A 14,098-nucleotide genomic window follows, 5' to 3' on the forward strand; every position below is an offset into this window, starting at 1 on the left:
CGTCAGTCGGCGATGCGGTCGATCTGGCGGAGCTTGTTCGTGGCGTCCAGTGCGGCCACCTTGTAGGACTCCGCCAAGGTCGGGTAGTTGAACACCGCATCGACCAGGTAGTCGACCGTGCCGCCGCACCCCATCACGGACTGCCCGATGTGGATCAGCTCGGTCGCCCCCGTGCCGAAGCAGTGCACGCCGAGCAGCGTGCGGTCCTCGGGTGAGACGAGCAGCTTCAGCACGCCGTGCGAGTCCCCGATGATCTGCCCGCGGGCCAGCTCCCGGTAGCGGGAGACACCGACCTCGAACGGCACCCGGTCCTCGGTGAGCCGGTCCTCCGTACGCCCCACGAAGCTGATCTCCGGGATGGTGTAGATACCGATGGGCTGGAGGTTGTGCATCCGCCCCACCGGCTCCCCGAAGGCGTGGTACGCCGCCGCCCGCCCCTGCTCCATGGAGGTCGCGGCCAGCGCCGGATAGCCGATGACGTCGCCGACGGCGTAGATGTGCGGCACCTGCGTCCGGTAGTGCTCGTCGACCGCGATCCGGCCGCGCGCGTCGGCGGCCAGGCCCGCCCTGTCGAGGTCGAGGCCGTCCGTGAGGCCCTGCCGGCCCGCCGAGTACATCACCGCGTCCGCCGGTATCTTCTTGCCGCTCTCCAGCACGGTCAGGGCACCCCGGGGATGCCGCTCGACCGCGGCGACGGTCTCCCCGAACCGGAACGTCACCGCGAGGTCCCGCAGGTGGTACTTGAGCGACTCGACGACCTCGACGTCGCACATGTCGAGCATCCCGGCCCGCCTCTCGACCACCGTCACCTTGCTGCCGAGGGCGGCGAACATGCTCGCGTACTCCATGCCGATCACCCCCGCACCCACGATGACCATGGAGCGCGGGACGCGTTCGAGGGCCAGGACGTTGTCCGAGTCCATGATCGTGCGGCCGTCGAACTCCACGCTGTCCGGCCGGGCCGGCCGGGTGCCGGTGGCGATCACGATGTGCTCGGCGCTGATCAGCCGCTCCCGGCCGCCGACCTCGTGCAGGGCGACGGTGTGCGGGTCGACGAAGCGGCCCGTGCCGGAGAACAGGGCGACGTGATTGCGGGACAGCTGGCTGCGGATGACGTCCACCTCGCGGCCGACGACGTGCTGGGTGCGCGCGGTCAGGTCGGCGACGGTGATGTCCTCCTTCAGGCGGTAGCTCTGTCCGTACAGGTCGCGCTGGGTGAGACCGGTGAGGTAGAGCACCGCCTCACGCAGCGTCTTGGAGGGGATGGTTCCGGTGTGGAGGGAGACCCCGCCGACCATGTCGGGGCGGTCGACGACGGCGACACGGCGGCCCAGCTTGGCCGCGGCGATGGCGGCCTTCTGGCCACCGGGGCCGGATCCGAGGACGAGCATGTCGAAGTCGGGCACCCTCGGAAGTGTGACAGCCCGACCGGTCCCTCCGTAAGGGCGACAGCCATGGCGCAACCTCTACGTGGCGTGGGTCAACTCCCGCGGGCCACGGGGGAGCCGGACCTGCGGGCGCTCACCTACGCAGGGCTACGGCAGCAGCTTGTCGAGCGCGGCGTCGCCCTCCTGCGCCAGCTTGCGCCGCGCCCACTCCAGGTTCTTCGGCGTGAGGTCCTTGCCCGAGGCAAGCACCACGTCCTCCGGCGACACGTCCGTGCCGGTGCGGGTGTGGAGCAGGGCGTCCGGGGTGACGCGGTCCGCGGGCCTCCGGGACGCGTCGGGCTGTGGCGTAGACATGATCTCTGCTCCTCCGGTCCGGGGGTTCTGCTGTGGACCCGGTGCGGTCATCGGGTCCACTTACACCATTCAACGCCGGAGCACACCCTGCATCCGGAAGGCTCCGCGCCCGGCCTTCTCTGAAGGCCCGGGAGGGTGCCCGTCGAGAGCCTGTGCTGCCGCGCATCCGCGCCGAGGGAATCAGGGCCGCTCCGGCGGCCGGGGAGCGAGAACGAGCATCGTGACGTCGTCGTGGATGCTCCGGGTGTGCCGCAGCAGGTCCTCCCACACGCGGTCGGGCAGGGTGGCGCGGTCGTCCCCGTTCAGCAGCGCCAGCCGCTGGGTCAGCGGGTAGAACGCGCCGGCCGGGTCACGGGCCTCGAAGACGCCGTCCGAGGCCAGGAAGAGCCGGTCGCCCGGCTCCAGCCGCACGGTGACCCCCCGGTGCGGGGTGCTGTCGGCGAGGCCCAGCCCCAGCGGCGTACACGCCTCGACCTTGATGTCCGTGGCCGTTCCCGCGCGCAGCAGCACCGGCGGCGGATGCCCGCAGGCCAGCACCCGGACGGAACGCACGTCGCGGGCGAACTCCAGCAGCACGGCGGTCGCGAACAGATCGGCGTGCCGGGCGGCCGCCGAGTCCACCGTCAGCCGGCGGTCCAGCCGGCCGGCCACCGACTCCAGGTCCGGCTGGTCGAGCACCGCCTCCCGGAAGGCGCCCAGCAGCGAGGCCACCGTGCCGATGGCCGCCAGACCGTGCCCCTCGACGTCGCCCAGCACCGCGCGCACCCCGTACGGGCCGTCGCGCACGTCGTAGAAGTCACCGCCGACCAGCGTCCCGCGCTGCGCCGCCCGGTACAGGCCCGTACAGCGCACCGGGCCGACCGCCTCCGGCAGCGGCGGCAGCAGGGCGCGCTGCGCGGCCTCGGCGGTGGTGCGTTCGAGGTCGAGCTGGGCGTCGCGGTGACTGCGGACGAAGGACACGAACACGCTCAGCGCGGCGACGAAGCCGAGCGTCCACAGGTCGGTGTCGCCGGGCCGGTTCAGCTGGAGCGCCGGGATGTTCAGCAGCGTGATCGCCGCCGTGCCGAGGAGCGCCGTCGCCAGCGGCCCGTACGACAGGACGGCCAGCGGCGGGATGGCGCCCAGCAGGAAGCCGATGTCGAGCGGATCGTGGCTGACCGCCGTCGCCACGGCCACGCCCGCGATCAGGGCCACCGGCAGCACCCGCACCCAGCGTGGCGGCGGTGCGCCCCGCAGCCAGCCCCGCCGGTCCGGGCGCCGGAGCGGTGACAGGACGTGCGCCGTATCCACAGCACCACGCTACGCCGGGCCGGGGGTGTCGGTGCCGGGTGTCATGCGGCCTGCACCGCCGTACAGGACCTGTTCGCCCGCGAACCCGCCCTGGCGAAGCGAAACGACGAGGGCACCGGGAGACGGTGCACGGCGGGCGCAACGGTCGTCCGGTTTCTGGTTTGACAACGGCTTTTCGGTGCATCCGGTAGGGGAACACAGTTCCGACGGATGGTGGAGGAGACGTGGGCATCATCGCCTGGATCCTGATCGGGCTACTGGCCGGTGCCATCGCCAAGCTGCTGCTGCCGGGCAAGGACCCGGGCGGGATCATCATCACGATGCTGATCGGTGTCGCCGGTGCTCTGCTCGGCGGCTGGCTGGGGATGGTCATTTTCGGCATCGACTCGATCGGCGGGTTCTTCGACCTGTCGACGTGGGTCGCCGCGATCGTCGGCTCGCTCATCCTGCTCCTGCTGTACCGGGCGTTCACCGGCGGCCGGCGTTCGCACCGGCACGCCTGAGGCGTGACCCCCGAGCAGAGCGGGCCGCGGCCCGAGAGCCCCCCGTGCGGGGGCGCGGAACGGACGTCCGTTCCGCGCCCCCGCACTGTCACGACCTGCGGCTCAGTCGACGGGCCGGTCGAGCACGTCCTGCACCGCCGCCAGGATCTCGGTGACCCGCAGCCCGAACGCCGCGTCGCACGCGTGCGGGCGGCCGGTGCGGGCGGCGGTCAGCAGCGCGTCGGCGGCCCGGGAGAAGGCGGGCAGCGCGCCTTCGGAGCTCTCCGGGAGGGACGTCACCCCGCTCGCGCCCCGCAGTTCGACGACGGCGCCCGCCGCCGCGGGCGGGGCGGTGAGGCTGAGCGTCAGGGTGCTGGAGGCGCCGGTGACGTGGTCGAGGACGGCGTGCACGGTGTCCTGCGGACCGTGCGCCGCGGCCGACACGCCGGTCACGTCCCCGAGCACCGGCAGCAGGACGGACAGGGCGTGCGGGCCCACGTCCCACAGGGCGCCCTTCTCCCGCCGCCACGGTGAGGCGGCGAACGGGCTGTCGCCGCTGGTGAACACCGCGCCCAGCCACTGGGCGCGGCCGACGAACCAGCCGTCGCCGCCCGCCTGTTCGCTGATCCAGGCCTCGGGCTCGGTCTGGAAGCGGGTGGTGAAGAAGACGACCGAGGCGACACCGGCCCGGCGCGCGGCCTCCGCCACGGCCTGCCCTTCGGCGACCGTCGGGGCGAGGGGCTTGTCGAGCAGCAGATGACACTCCGCCCGCGCGGCCCGCACCGCGAGGTCCGCCTGCACCGCCGGGGGCAGCGCGACCGCCACCGCGTCCACCTCGCCGAGCAGGGCGTCCACGTCGTCGTAGGCACGTGTGCCATGACGGTCCGCCAGCTCCTTGGCGGCGGCCGGGCGGCGCCCCCACACACCGACGAAGTCCAGCCCGTCGTGCCCGCTCAGGGCGGGGGCGTGCACCATCTGTGCCCAGGGGCCGGTGCCGAGCAGTCCGATACGCATGCGTCGCCTCTCCCACGGTGCGGAATCCTGCGAGGACCGGCGTCGTGGGAGCCGGTCGGGGTGAGCGTGTCACACGGACGGGGGAAAGGGGTACCGCGTGCTGACGTGGGGGGTGGGTGCGCGGGCGTCGGGGATCACACTGGGGCCGGGGCGTAAGCGGGGGCGTTCGGGGACTGCGCCGGCGTGGGCGTTTGGTGGGCGGATCGGCCGGTGCGCGGGCGCGGGGATGCCACCGAGTGTCCCACCAAGTGCGCCGACGCCGCGGGTGCACTGGGGCCCGCGGGGCGTACGGCACGGGGCTCGGGGCCCTCGATCGACATGGGCAGCGCGCCCGGACCGCCGCGCCGACCTCCACGTCACCGATGCGGCGAGTGTGCATGGGTTCGTGATCTCTTCCGGCTGTCGCGCGGTACCGGTGTGGCTGGGGCCCCCGGGTGGACACCCTGGCTCCGCCAGCGTGACTGACCGTGCGGCCGCGGTCCAATACAGGAATGGGAACGGATGCAGTGCTGCGAGTGCTGAACAGCGGCGGCCCACCCGGCCCGCGGACGGCGGCGGGGTGCGGGTAGGGCGCCGACGATACGCGGGGGGACGTCGGGCGGCGCGTTCCCTCGCCACCGTGCACGCCGCCCTGGACGTGCGTCACGCCGATCGACACCGCCGACGCCCACCACCTGCCTGCTGACGAGGTGGGCCACAACGAGGCCCTGGTGGCCAAGGCTCGGGGCGCCTGCGACGTCCTGGTCGCCGCCAAGGGCGGCCACCTGCGCCCCGGCGACGGCGGCTGGACCCTCGACGGCAGCCCGGCCCACATCAAGGCGGCCTGGTCCGTCGGCGAGGTCCGCGACCTGTGGGACGAGGGCAAGATCCGGGTGGCCGACGACATCCTCGGCGGCCACCCGGTCTCCGTACAGAACGAGTCTTCCCCGGCGTTCCGCTCCAGCCGGCCCGAGCTGCGCCGGTGCGACGAACTCGGCATCGTCTCCTGCCCTGGAGCCCCTCGGCGGCCTCGCCCGGGTCGGTGAGCCGGGCTCCGCGCAGGCCGCGTTGCTCCGGATCGCCGAGGCCCCCGGCGTGAGCCCGCAGTGCGTGTGCCCGGCCTGGACGCTCGCCAAGTCGCCCCGTGGTCGTCCCCGTTCCGCGTGTCGGCCGCCCGGAGAACCTCCGCGACTGCGCCGCCGCCTCCGGCCTCGTCCGCCCTCCCCGAGGAACTCGCCGAGGCGGACGCCGCCTGTGTCGACGGGCGCGGGCAACCGGCCGCGGGCCCACGCCCGCTGCCCGCGCCCGCGACAACGTACCCGTTTCGCAGATGGGCTGGCACCGGCCGTCACCGCATCCCTAGGATGTACTCCCTGTCAGGCCAGTCGAGTTGGCGCTCGGCGCGAACAGGGGGATCCATGCACACCGACAAGCCGCTGTCCAAGGAGATCGACGCCAACGTCCCGACGGCCGCGCGGATGTACGACTACTACCTCGGGGGCAAGGACAACTACGCCGCGGACCGCGCGGCGTGCGACGAGCTCGACAAGGTCGTTCCCAGCACCCGCCGACTGGCCGTCAACAACCGCCGCTTCCTGCAGCGCGTCGTACGGACCCTCGCGGGCGAGTACGGCGTCCGCCAGTTCCTCGACCACGGCTCCGGCCTGCCCACCCAGGACAACGTCCACCAGGTCGCCCAGAGCCACGACCCCACCGTGCACGTCGTCTACGTCGACAACGACCCCATGGTGCTGGTGCACGGCCGCGCGCTGCTGGAGCAGGACGAGCGCACCTGTGTCATCCACGCCGACATGCGGGACACGGACACGATCTTCTCCCACCCCGACACCCAGCGCCTGATCGACTTCTCGCAGCCGGTCGCCGTGCTGTTCAACTCGGTCTTCCACTGCATCCCGGACAGCGACACCGACGGACCGCGGGCCGTGGTCCGGCGTGTCACCGAACGGCTCGCCCCGGGCAGTTTCCTGGTGATGTGCCAGCTGGTCAGCGAGGACCCCGAGGTCCGTGACTTCGTCACCAACTTCATGGACCAGGTGACCCAGGGACACTGGGGCCGGGTCCGCCAGGAGAAGGACGTCGCCGACCTGTTCGAGGGCCTGGAGATCCTCGAACCGGGCCTCGTGGAGGTGTCCACCTGGCGGCCGGACAGCGAGGTGGCACCCCGTCAGCTCACCCACGAGTGGATCGAGTTCGGCGGCGTGGGCCGTATGCCGATCCCGTAGTCATCCCGTAGGCAGGACCCCGTAGGCGTCACCCGCCGTCACGATCCCGTAGGCGCTCCCCGCAGTCACTCCTGCGGGTAGCGCCGCTCCATCGTCTCCCGCAGCAGCGCCAGCGACTCGCGCGGCGTGAGCGCCTCGTCGGCCAGCCGGTCCAGGGTGACCCGGTACTCCTCCGTCTCGTCCCGGTCCTCCAGGAAGTTCGCACTCCTGATGTGCTCCAGGTAGACGACGTCCGGCAGATCGAGGCCGTCGAAGCGGAGGTAGGTGATCGGGATGGACGGTGCCGACGCGTTGGTCGCGTCCAACGGCACGATCTGCACGCTGACATGGGGCCGCTGGGCCATCTCGATCAGATGCGCGAGCTGCTCGCGCATCACCGCCCGGCTGCCGAGCACCCGCAACAGCACGGACTCGTCGATGACCGCCCACAACTGGGGCGCGTCCGCCCGCAGCAGCAACTGGGCACGCCGCTCGCGCAGTTCGACCCGGCGCCGTACCTCGTGCGACGGCGCGATCGGCAGCCCGCGCTCCACGACCGCCCGGGCGTAGTCCCGGGTCTGGAGGAGTCCGGGCACGTACTGGATCTCGAACGTACGGATCGAGGCGGCCGCCTCCTGCAACCCCACCAGCCGGTCGAACCACTCGGGCATCAGCCGCTTGTCGTACCGCTGCCACCAGCCCGGCTCCCCGGCCCGGCGCAGCAGCTGGAGCAGCACCGACGCCTCGTACTCGTCCGCGCCGTACAGCTTCAGCAGCGCCTGGACATCGGTCTCGGTCGGCGGCCTGCGGCCCTTGCCCGACTCGATGCGCGACAGCTTCGCCGGGCTGAACCCCAGGGCGCGCGCCGCCTGGTCCTGCGCGAGCCCGGCGTCCTCGCGGAAACCCGCCAACTGCACACCGACGAGCATCTTCAGCAGAGTCGGGGCGGGCTCCGCCCGGTCGAGATAGGGTCGGAGGCGGGAGATGCGCTGTGACTCGGCGGACATCATGGCTCCCTGCGGACCGGCAGAAGTATCCATCACGCTACCGCACTTCGCCGATCCGCAGCAGGCGGAGCTCACACCAGATGGTCGAACTCGCCCTCCTTCGCACCGGCCAGGAACGCCGCCACCTCGGCCGCCGTGTACACGAGCGCCGGCCCGTCGGGATCGCGGGAGTTGCGCAGCGCGATGCCGCCGTCCACCAGCGGGGCGACCTCGACGCAGTTGCCCTCGGCGTTGCTGTGCCGGCTCTTGATCCAACGGGCGTCCAGCGAACTTGCCCGCACTCCGTTCGGCATCACTGGCATGGCGTCCTCCCTCAGTTCACGGTGCTGAGTTCCCTACCCGATTTTCGCGCAATTTCTCGTGCAATTGCACGCGGGCGCTCACGGCGTGGATAATAGCCGTGGCGTCAACCCGCCGGAAGACGCCCGATCATGACGCTGCCTCAGGGAAAAGAGCAGGTCCACGGACCTGTCTCCCCGTCCGACATGACTGCCGCGGAAAGGCCCGACGCCATGCGTACCGCTTCGACCCAGCAGCCGAGCAACGAGCGCACCGACCGCGAGACGCGGCCGAGTGGCGAAGTGACGCCGCTCCGGGCGCTGGGCGAGGTGCCGTGGCGGGAGATCCAGGACTCGACCGGATCCGCGGCCGCGATCCCGCTGCTGCTCAACACCATCGCGTGGGGCGGCCCCGAAGCCGCGAGCGGCGCGCTGCACGAACTGCGCGACCGCATCTGCCAGTACGGCTTCGTGGTGGAGCAGGCCACGGCCGCAACCGTGCCGTTCCTGTGGGAACTCGCCCAGCTGCCCCAGGTGACCTGCCGCGCCCGGATCATCCAGCTGCTGAAGAACATCGCCGACGCCCGCCAGTGGGAGCACACCGCCTCGGCCTACCCCAAGCTGCTCAACCACCGTGAGAACCACGTGGTCTGGGAGCGCGCCGCCCGCTGCGCCGTCCATGCCCACAGGGGTGTCCTCCGGCAGCTGATGGCCGAGGAGGACGCGGAGATCGCCCGTGCCTCCACCGAACTCGCCCGTTCTCTCGGCGAGTAGCCGCACCGCGCCGCCAGTCCACCCGCTCCTGGTACACCCCTGGCCGAACGAGGGGAGTAAGCGCTTTCACGCGCTTGTGCTCACCGCACCGCGCTTGCGCTCACCGCACGCACTCGGCCAACGGAGAGGACCACCGCGGATGGCGTCGTCGATGGAGCAACCGCTCGACCATCACTACCGGGGCGAACACCCGATACGCACCCTCGCCTACCTCTTCCGCGCCGACCGCCTGCGGCTCGCCGCAGCCGTCGGCGTCTTCACCGTCAAGCACAGCCCCATCTGGCTGCTGCCGCTGATCACCGCGTCCATCATCGACACCGTCGTCCAGCACGGGCCGATCAGCGGAGACCCTGTCGTCCCGCGTCACGGAGATGACCCGGCTCATCCCGGTGACCCGCGCGCACGGCCTGGAGGGCAAGGCGCTGCGCCGCATGGACGGCACCCTGCGCCGCCTGCTCACCTCCGGCATGCGCCTCGACCTGGTCAACGGCCGGTTCGGCTCGCTCGCCTGGGTGGTCCTCAACGTGATCGGCGTCCTCGTCCTCGCGGGCGCCGCACTGATCTCGTACTACGACGTCTGGGGCGTCACCCCCGGCGGCGTCGTCATGCTCAGCGCCTTCCTGACCACCCTCACCAACTCCACCACGACCCTCGCCGGCCTGGCCCCGGTCATCACCAAGGGCCTCGAATCGGTCCGCTCGGTCGGCGAAGTGCTCCAGGCGCCCGAACTGGAGGACAACGAGGGCAAGGCCCGGCTCACCGAACTGCGCGGGCAGGTCACCTTCCACACCGTGTGCCACGCGTACGAGGACGGCGGCCGGGCGGCGGTCCGCGACTTCACCCTCTCGGTCAGCCCCGGCGAGACCGTCGCCCTGGTCGGCGCGTCGGGCGCGGGCAAGTCCACGGTGCTCAACCTCGTCATCGGCTTCATCCGGCCCACCTCCGGCCGCCTGCTGCTCGACGGCACCGACATGACCACCCTCGACCTGCGCACCTACCGGCGGTTCGTGTCGGTGGTGCCGCAGGAGTCGATCCTGTTCGACGGGACGGTCCGGGAGAACGTCGCCTACGGCATGGACGACGCCGACGAGGAGACGGTCCGGGCGGCGCTGCGGGACGCCAACGCGCTGGAGTTCGTCGACGCGCTTCCGCAGGGGCTCGACACCCTGGTCGGCGAGCGCGGCGCACGGCTGTCCGGCGGGCAGCGGCAGCGCCTCGCCATCGCCCGCGCCCTGATCCGCGACCCCAAGGTGCTCGTCCTGGACGAGGCGACCTCGGCGCTGGACACCCGCTCCGAGGCCCTGGTCCAGCAGGCGCTCGCCCGGCTCATGCGGGGACGTACCACGTTCGTGGTGGCCCACCGGCTGTCCACCGTGCGCGGCGCGGACCGGATCGTGGTCATGGCGGACGGCCGGATCCAGGAGATCGGAAGCCACGAGGAGCTGCTGCGCCGGGGCGGGGCGTACGCGGCGCTGCACAGCGGTCAGGTGGCCTGAGATGTGAACGGCGGGCCGGCGGGGCTGTCCCGGTAGGCAACGGTATTGCGCCAAATGGGTGCCCCGGACTCGGGGAGGTGAATGGTCCGGCTCCGTTCGGGCATACGGTGCGCAAAAGTCGAGAGAGGGGCGCCCCGTGCTTGTTCCGGACCCGAAGGTCGTCAGGAAGCTGCTGACCAGGTACGCATCGCTGCGCATCGCCCAGGCGGAGAGCGAGACGTCGACGACTGCACGGGAGTTGGAGGACGTCAGTTACACACTGTGCGTGATGATGGGCACCACCAGCATCCATGACGCGATCGCCAAGGCGGACGCCCTGCTGATGAACGGGCGCCCCACCGATCCGGACGGAGAGAGCGGACTGTCGCTGGCCGTCTGAATCACGGCACGGCCGTCGTGGTGCCATTGATCCGCCGCTGCTTGTCGGCGGCGGGTCTCGCCAGCCACTCGGTGATGGTCCGGGCGATCGGCTGCCCCGTGTCGGCCTCGATGAAGCCGAACTGCCCGGACTGGTTGCACTCCAGGAACCACCACGTCCCGTCGGCGTCCTCGACGAAGTCGAAGGCACCGTAGGCGAGTTCCGCGTCCCGCAGATACGCCCGCACGCCCTCGGCGACCCGCGGCGGCACCTCGGTGCACCGCCAGGGCGTCCTGTCCGCGGCGAAGCGGACGTCCACCTCGTCGGGATCGGCGTCGGGCGCGGTCGGCTTGCGGGCGGCCAGCAGCCGCTCGCCGACCACCGTGAGCCGGAGGTCGGCCCGCTTGGCGATACGCCGCTGCAGCAGCGTCGGTCCGAAGGCGACCGCGGCGAAGTCGGCGTCCGGTGCCACCCGGCTCGTCGGCACCGCCCTCGGCGGCTCCTGCGGATGAGCCCCTGAGACCGGTTTGACCACAAGGTCGGGGAAGCGCTCGGCGAAGTCCCGCGCGGCCTGCGGGAACGTCGTGATGAGCGTGGCCGGCACGGGCAGCCCGCAGCGCTGGGCGAGGCGCAGCTGCCACGGCTTGTGCCGGGCCCGGCGGGCCGCGTCCGGGTGGTTCATCCAGCGCGCGCCGGAGCTGCGCAGCATGCCGTACAGCGCCTGTGAGGACTCCTCCGTCAGCCACGCGGACGGCTCGGCCACCCGCGTGGCCGGAGTTCCCGGCCGGCGCAGCCACACGGACCGCAGTCCGTCCATGCTCACCAGCCGGCCCGCGGACCACAGGTGTCCGCGGAACGTGCCGTGCACAAACTCGCCCGACAGGGCGGCCCCGCCGATCAGATCGGCGGGATCGAGGCGGACCACCGGAACCCCGGACGCGTTCAGGTGGACCACCACCATGTCCGCCGTGACGTCCTCGGCGTTGGTCAGGATCAGTACGGTCATGTCGGCGGCCCGGGGTCAGTCGTCGAAGTGCGTCTTCGAGCCGGCCGTGGAGGTCGTTGTCGCCAGCTCTCTGAGCAGCGCGAGGTCCGTGGCGGCTATCCGCCCGTCGAACAGCACGTTCACCTGCAGGCCGGGGTCGTACGCGTACGGCGTGGCGACGTCCAACTCCGCCGCCGGGCGTGCGTAGTTGAGCGCGAACGGTTGCATCGTCTCTCCCTCTCGGTGCTGCCCCGGTCAGGCCGTCGGCCTGCCGTGTGGTGGCATCTCCCGCTCGTTGTCCGGGGCTTCCATGGACTTATACGAATCGAACGGGTGGTTGGTTTCCTTACGCTCCGTGATTGCGGGCGAGTTGGCCGCTCTGAACCTGAGACGGCCGACGGATTCGGTCGGTTGACTGGTCGTGGGGTCGGGAGCCGCGCACACGCGGCGGCGGTGGGGCGCATCGGGGCGGTCGCGGGGGCGCGTGGCTCGGGCCGCGCCCTTGAGTGAGGGTGCGGAGTGCGGGGATCCGTCCGGAAACGTCAGGCGGGTTCGCCGGGCCGGCCGACCTCGGCAGGGGTGCGGTGCGTTCGTGCGGCAACGGGGGCGCGCAGGGTGCGCAGAGCGAGCAGGAGTACGCCGATGTCGTCCAGGTACACCGGATCGGGCAACAGGTCGGTCGGCAGTACGAAGTACAGGACGGCGCCCCAGAACACCCAGCGTGGCCCGGTCGGCAGCCCGGCCCGCCGCAGTCCGCGCCGGGCCCGGACCAGCCGTACCAACAGCCCCACGGCCGCGGCGAGCAGAAGCGCCGCGATCACGGCGACGACGGCGAGCACTGCAGTGGTGGAATCCACGGGCCCTCCTCGAATCCGGTGCAGCGCTACGCGCGTGCCCTACTTGGATTCCCTGATACGGCTCCGGTATTGCCTCCGTTGCGGCGTTTGTGCCCCTCGGCACGTCCCGTCCCGGTACGGGAGTGCCTGGGCTGACGCCCGTGAACGCGAGGAACGGGGCTGCCGGGGCGGCGCGGCCGCGCGGCGCGGTTCAGGTGGCCGCGTCCGTTGCGCGGGTGCGCCCGCCCGCCGCGCGCGCCTGCTGTGGCCGAGCCCGCCCGGCCGCGGCGTGCGCCCCGCTGGTGCGTCCGTCGGGACGCGGCCGTTCAGCCGGCCGGGCCGCCGGAGCCGCTCTCCCCGCCGCCCTCATCCGTCGCACGCCGGGCCTTCCCGCCGCCCTTGAGGCGTTCCAGGGTGCGGGTCAGCTGCTGCAGTGGGGACGCGGGGGGCGGGTCCTGGCGCTGTTCGCGGGAGGGCGGCTCGGGGATGACGGCGGCCGACTCGCGGTAGGCGGCGAGGGCCTCATGGGCGCGTTCGGCGGCCTCCCGGTACAGGTCCCGGGACCTGGTCATGGCCTCCAGCGCCTCGGCGTACATCTTCACCAGCGCCCGCTCGCGCGCCAGCTCCTCCTCCAAAGTCAGCAGATGCCAGTCCTCCCGCAGCACGGTCAGCACCTCCTCGGCCCCGTCCGGCAGCGGCCGCGCCGCGGCGGTGAACCGGCTCAGCGCCTCGATCAGCTCGGCCGGTTCCGAGCCGTCCAGGAAGACACTCCGCACGGCGAAGGCGTCACCGTCGTAGCCCTCCGGCGCCGGGGCGCCCGGCAGCACCACGGCACCACCGCGCGGCACCTGCGCCCCCGAGTCCCGCAGCGCCCAGTTCACGGCCCGCAACTGCTGCGGCGCGGCCCGGTGCTCCACCACCCGGTGCCGCAGCCCCGGCGGCAGCAGCCGGGCCAGCGGCAGGCGGCCGCGCGCGTCGGGCGTCATGGCCTCGTGGACGACGCAGTGGACGGACCACCCGCTGCGCGCGGCCGCCCTGAGGACGCGGCGCAGCTCCTTGTCGTCCGACGGCAGCGGGTTGACGTCCCGGAACCGCAGCTCCGCGCCCGTCTCCGCCTCGTGGTCCCAGGTCGCGTCGGAATCGTCCGGCCAGAACACCGTCGCGGGCGACGGCCACCGCGGATCCCAAGCGGCCTCCGCCTCCGCCACCAGCACCCACTCCCGCCCCTCGGCCGGGCCGTGCGCCAGCGACAGCCTGGCCCGCACGGTCACCCCTTCGCCGGTCTCCCAGCGCGCCTCGAAGACCCGCTCCCGCGCGCCCACGGCCTCGGGCAGCTCCAGCCAGTCGCGGATCACCCCGCTGTCCTTGAGCTGCTGCACATGCCGTCGGAGTACGTCTTCCGCGGCGGGCCCGACATGGCGGCCGCGGGCCAGCCACACCGTGGGGGGAGTCATGGGGCGGACAGAGGTGGAGGTCGACATGGGTCCATCTGTGAACGGGGGCGACGTGTGACTGCCAGTATCGTCGCCGCGGACGGTCGGGATCACCCGGGGGCACCCGGCGGGAGGCGGTCCGCCTGCGGTCATGTGCAAGGTCAGCGATGGTGGGCAGGAGGACATCGGCCGATCGTACGGT

At 72.3% G+C, this 14,098-nt stretch carries 14 protein-coding genes and 2 pseudogenes; 6 read left to right on the top strand and 10 right to left on the bottom strand.

The features are described from left to right. Nucleotides 1-2 precede the first annotated feature (2 nt). The 3 genes from sthA to KWI83_RS03105 form a co-directional block, all read right to left on the bottom strand. Nucleotides 3-1,406, bottom strand: a complete 1,404-nt coding sequence (sthA, locus tag KWI83_RS03095; protein WP_218512642.1) for a Si-specific NAD(P)(+) transhydrogenase — start codon at nucleotides 1,404-1,406, stop codon at nucleotides 3-5. A gap of 129 nt (nucleotides 1,407-1,535) precedes the next feature. Then, nucleotides 1,536-1,742 (bottom strand): hypothetical protein, encoded by a 207-nt coding sequence (locus tag KWI83_RS03100; RefSeq protein WP_171115077.1) that lies wholly within the window; start codon nucleotides 1,740-1,742, stop codon nucleotides 1,536-1,538. Between the two features lie 180 nt (nucleotides 1,743-1,922). After that, a complete protein-coding gene (locus tag KWI83_RS03105) occupies nucleotides 1,923-3,032 on the bottom strand; it encodes a PP2C family protein-serine/threonine phosphatase (RefSeq protein ID WP_308121970.1) in 1,110 nt (369 codons plus the stop codon). Nucleotides 3,033-3,256: 224 nt separating this feature from the next. Between KWI83_RS03105 and KWI83_RS03110 the strand changes: the two genes are divergently transcribed. Further along, nucleotides 3,257-3,535 carry a GlsB/YeaQ/YmgE family stress response membrane protein gene (locus KWI83_RS03110; protein ID WP_218512643.1) on the top strand — a complete coding sequence of 93 codons (279 nt, stop codon included), beginning with the start codon at nucleotides 3,257-3,259 and terminating at the stop codon, nucleotides 3,533-3,535. Between the two features lie 102 nt (nucleotides 3,536-3,637). On the opposite strand, the gene KWI83_RS03115 is transcribed toward KWI83_RS03110, so the two are convergent. After that, a complete protein-coding gene (locus KWI83_RS03115; protein WP_218512644.1) occupies nucleotides 3,638-4,528 on the bottom strand; it encodes a Gfo/Idh/MocA family protein in 891 nt (296 codons plus the stop codon). Nucleotides 4,529-5,132: 604 nt separating this feature from the next. Here KWI83_RS03115 and KWI83_RS03120 point away from each other — a divergent pair. Together KWI83_RS03120 and KWI83_RS03125 are read left to right on the top strand one after the other, a co-directional pair. Further along, nucleotides 5,133-5,760 (top strand): annotated as a pseudogene (locus KWI83_RS03120) (aldo/keto reductase); the annotation flags it as partial. A 165-nt stretch (nucleotides 5,761-5,925) separates the two neighbouring features. Then, a complete protein-coding gene (locus KWI83_RS03125) occupies nucleotides 5,926-6,750 on the top strand; it encodes an SAM-dependent methyltransferase (protein ID WP_218512739.1) in 825 nt (274 codons plus the stop codon). 65 nt (nucleotides 6,751-6,815) lie between these two features. On the opposite strand, the gene KWI83_RS03130 is transcribed toward KWI83_RS03125, so the two are convergent. Together KWI83_RS03130 and KWI83_RS03135 are read right to left on the bottom strand one after the other, a co-directional pair. After that, entirely contained in the window at nucleotides 6,816-7,736 is a 921-nt protein-coding gene (locus KWI83_RS03130) for a helix-turn-helix transcriptional regulator (protein WP_218512645.1), read from the bottom strand. Between the two features lie 71 nt (nucleotides 7,737-7,807). Then, complete coding sequence (locus tag KWI83_RS03135) at nucleotides 7,808-8,038, bottom strand: DUF397 domain-containing protein (RefSeq protein ID WP_218512646.1); 231 nt, start codon at nucleotides 8,036-8,038, stop codon at nucleotides 7,808-7,810. Between the two features lie 210 nt (nucleotides 8,039-8,248). Between KWI83_RS03135 and KWI83_RS03140 the strand changes: the two genes are divergently transcribed. The 3 genes and pseudogenes from KWI83_RS03140 to KWI83_RS03150 all read left to right on the top strand — a co-directional run bounded on the left by KWI83_RS03140 (nucleotide 8,249) and on the right by KWI83_RS03150 (nucleotide 10,663). Then, nucleotides 8,249-8,788 carry a hypothetical protein gene (locus KWI83_RS03140; protein ID WP_218512647.1) on the top strand — a complete coding sequence of 180 codons (540 nt, stop codon included), beginning with the start codon at nucleotides 8,249-8,251 and terminating at the stop codon, nucleotides 8,786-8,788. A 139-nt stretch (nucleotides 8,789-8,927) separates the two neighbouring features. Next, nucleotides 8,928-10,284, top strand: a pseudogene (locus KWI83_RS03145) (ABC transporter ATP-binding protein). Between the two features lie 136 nt (nucleotides 10,285-10,420). Beyond that, nucleotides 10,421-10,663: a DUF5133 domain-containing protein gene (locus KWI83_RS03150; RefSeq protein ID WP_218512648.1), complete on the top strand. Its 243-nt coding sequence runs from the start codon at nucleotides 10,421-10,423 to the stop codon at nucleotides 10,661-10,663. 1 nt (nucleotide 10,664) lies between these two features. On the opposite strand, the gene tgmB is transcribed toward KWI83_RS03150, so the two are convergent. The 4 genes from tgmB to KWI83_RS03170 all read right to left on the bottom strand — a co-directional run bounded on the left by tgmB (nucleotide 10,665) and on the right by KWI83_RS03170 (nucleotide 13,944). After that, the gene (tgmB, locus tag KWI83_RS03155) at nucleotides 10,665-11,648 is read right to left on the bottom strand and encodes an ATP-grasp ribosomal peptide maturase (protein WP_218512649.1); all 984 of its coding nucleotides are present in this window, start codon (nucleotides 11,646-11,648) and stop codon (nucleotides 10,665-10,667) included. Between the two features lie 15 nt (nucleotides 11,649-11,663). Next, complete coding sequence (tgmA, locus tag KWI83_RS03160; protein ID WP_218512650.1) at nucleotides 11,664-11,855, bottom strand: putative ATP-grasp-modified RiPP; 192 nt, start codon at nucleotides 11,853-11,855, stop codon at nucleotides 11,664-11,666. A 314-nt stretch (nucleotides 11,856-12,169) separates the two neighbouring features. Beyond that, nucleotides 12,170-12,484, bottom strand: a complete 315-nt coding sequence (locus KWI83_RS03165; RefSeq protein ID WP_218512651.1) for a DUF1232 domain-containing protein — start codon at nucleotides 12,482-12,484, stop codon at nucleotides 12,170-12,172. Nucleotides 12,485-12,789: 305 nt separating this feature from the next. Beyond that, on the bottom strand, nucleotides 12,790-13,944 hold the full coding sequence (locus tag KWI83_RS03170) for a hypothetical protein (RefSeq protein ID WP_218512652.1): 1,155 nt from the start codon (nucleotides 13,942-13,944) through the stop codon (nucleotides 12,790-12,792). Nucleotides 13,945-14,098: the final 154 nt, after the last annotated feature.

It is taken from the genome of Streptomyces sp. TRM70350 (assembly GCF_019219825.1).
Taxonomy (GTDB): Bacteria; Actinomycetota; Actinomycetes; order Streptomycetales; family Streptomycetaceae; genus Streptomyces.

What these genes read in the sequence shown, in the direction of transcription:
- KWI83_RS03100 (WP_171115077.1), bottom strand. Translation starts at nt 1,742, where the DNA reads ATGTCTACGCCACAGCCCGACGCGTCCCGGAGGCCCGCGGACCGCGTC.
- KWI83_RS03115 (WP_218512644.1), bottom strand. Translation starts at nt 4,528, where the DNA reads ATGCGTATCGGACTGCTCGGCACCGGCCCCTGGGCACAGATGGTGCAC.
- KWI83_RS03125 (WP_218512739.1), top strand. Translation starts at nt 5,926, where the DNA reads ATGCACACCGACAAGCCGCTGTCCAAGGAGATCGACGCCAACGTCCCG.
- KWI83_RS03130 (WP_218512645.1), bottom strand. Translation starts at nt 7,736, where the DNA reads ATGTCCGCCGAGTCACAGCGCATCTCCCGCCTCCGACCCTATCTCGAC.
- KWI83_RS03135 (WP_218512646.1), bottom strand. Translation starts at nt 8,038, where the DNA reads ATGCCAGTGATGCCGAACGGAGTGCGGGCAAGTTCGCTGGACGCCCGT.
- KWI83_RS03140 (WP_218512647.1), top strand. Translation starts at nt 8,249, where the DNA reads ATGCGTACCGCTTCGACCCAGCAGCCGAGCAACGAGCGCACCGACCGC.
- tgmB (WP_218512649.1), bottom strand. Translation starts at nt 11,648, where the DNA reads ATGACCGTACTGATCCTGACCAACGCCGAGGACGTCACGGCGGACATG.
- tgmA (WP_218512650.1), bottom strand. Translation starts at nt 11,855, where the DNA reads ATGCAACCGTTCGCGCTCAACTACGCACGCCCGGCGGCGGAGTTGGAC.
- KWI83_RS03170 (WP_218512652.1), bottom strand. Translation starts at nt 13,944, where the DNA reads ATGTCGACCTCCACCTCTGTCCGCCCCATGACTCCCCCCACGGTGTGG.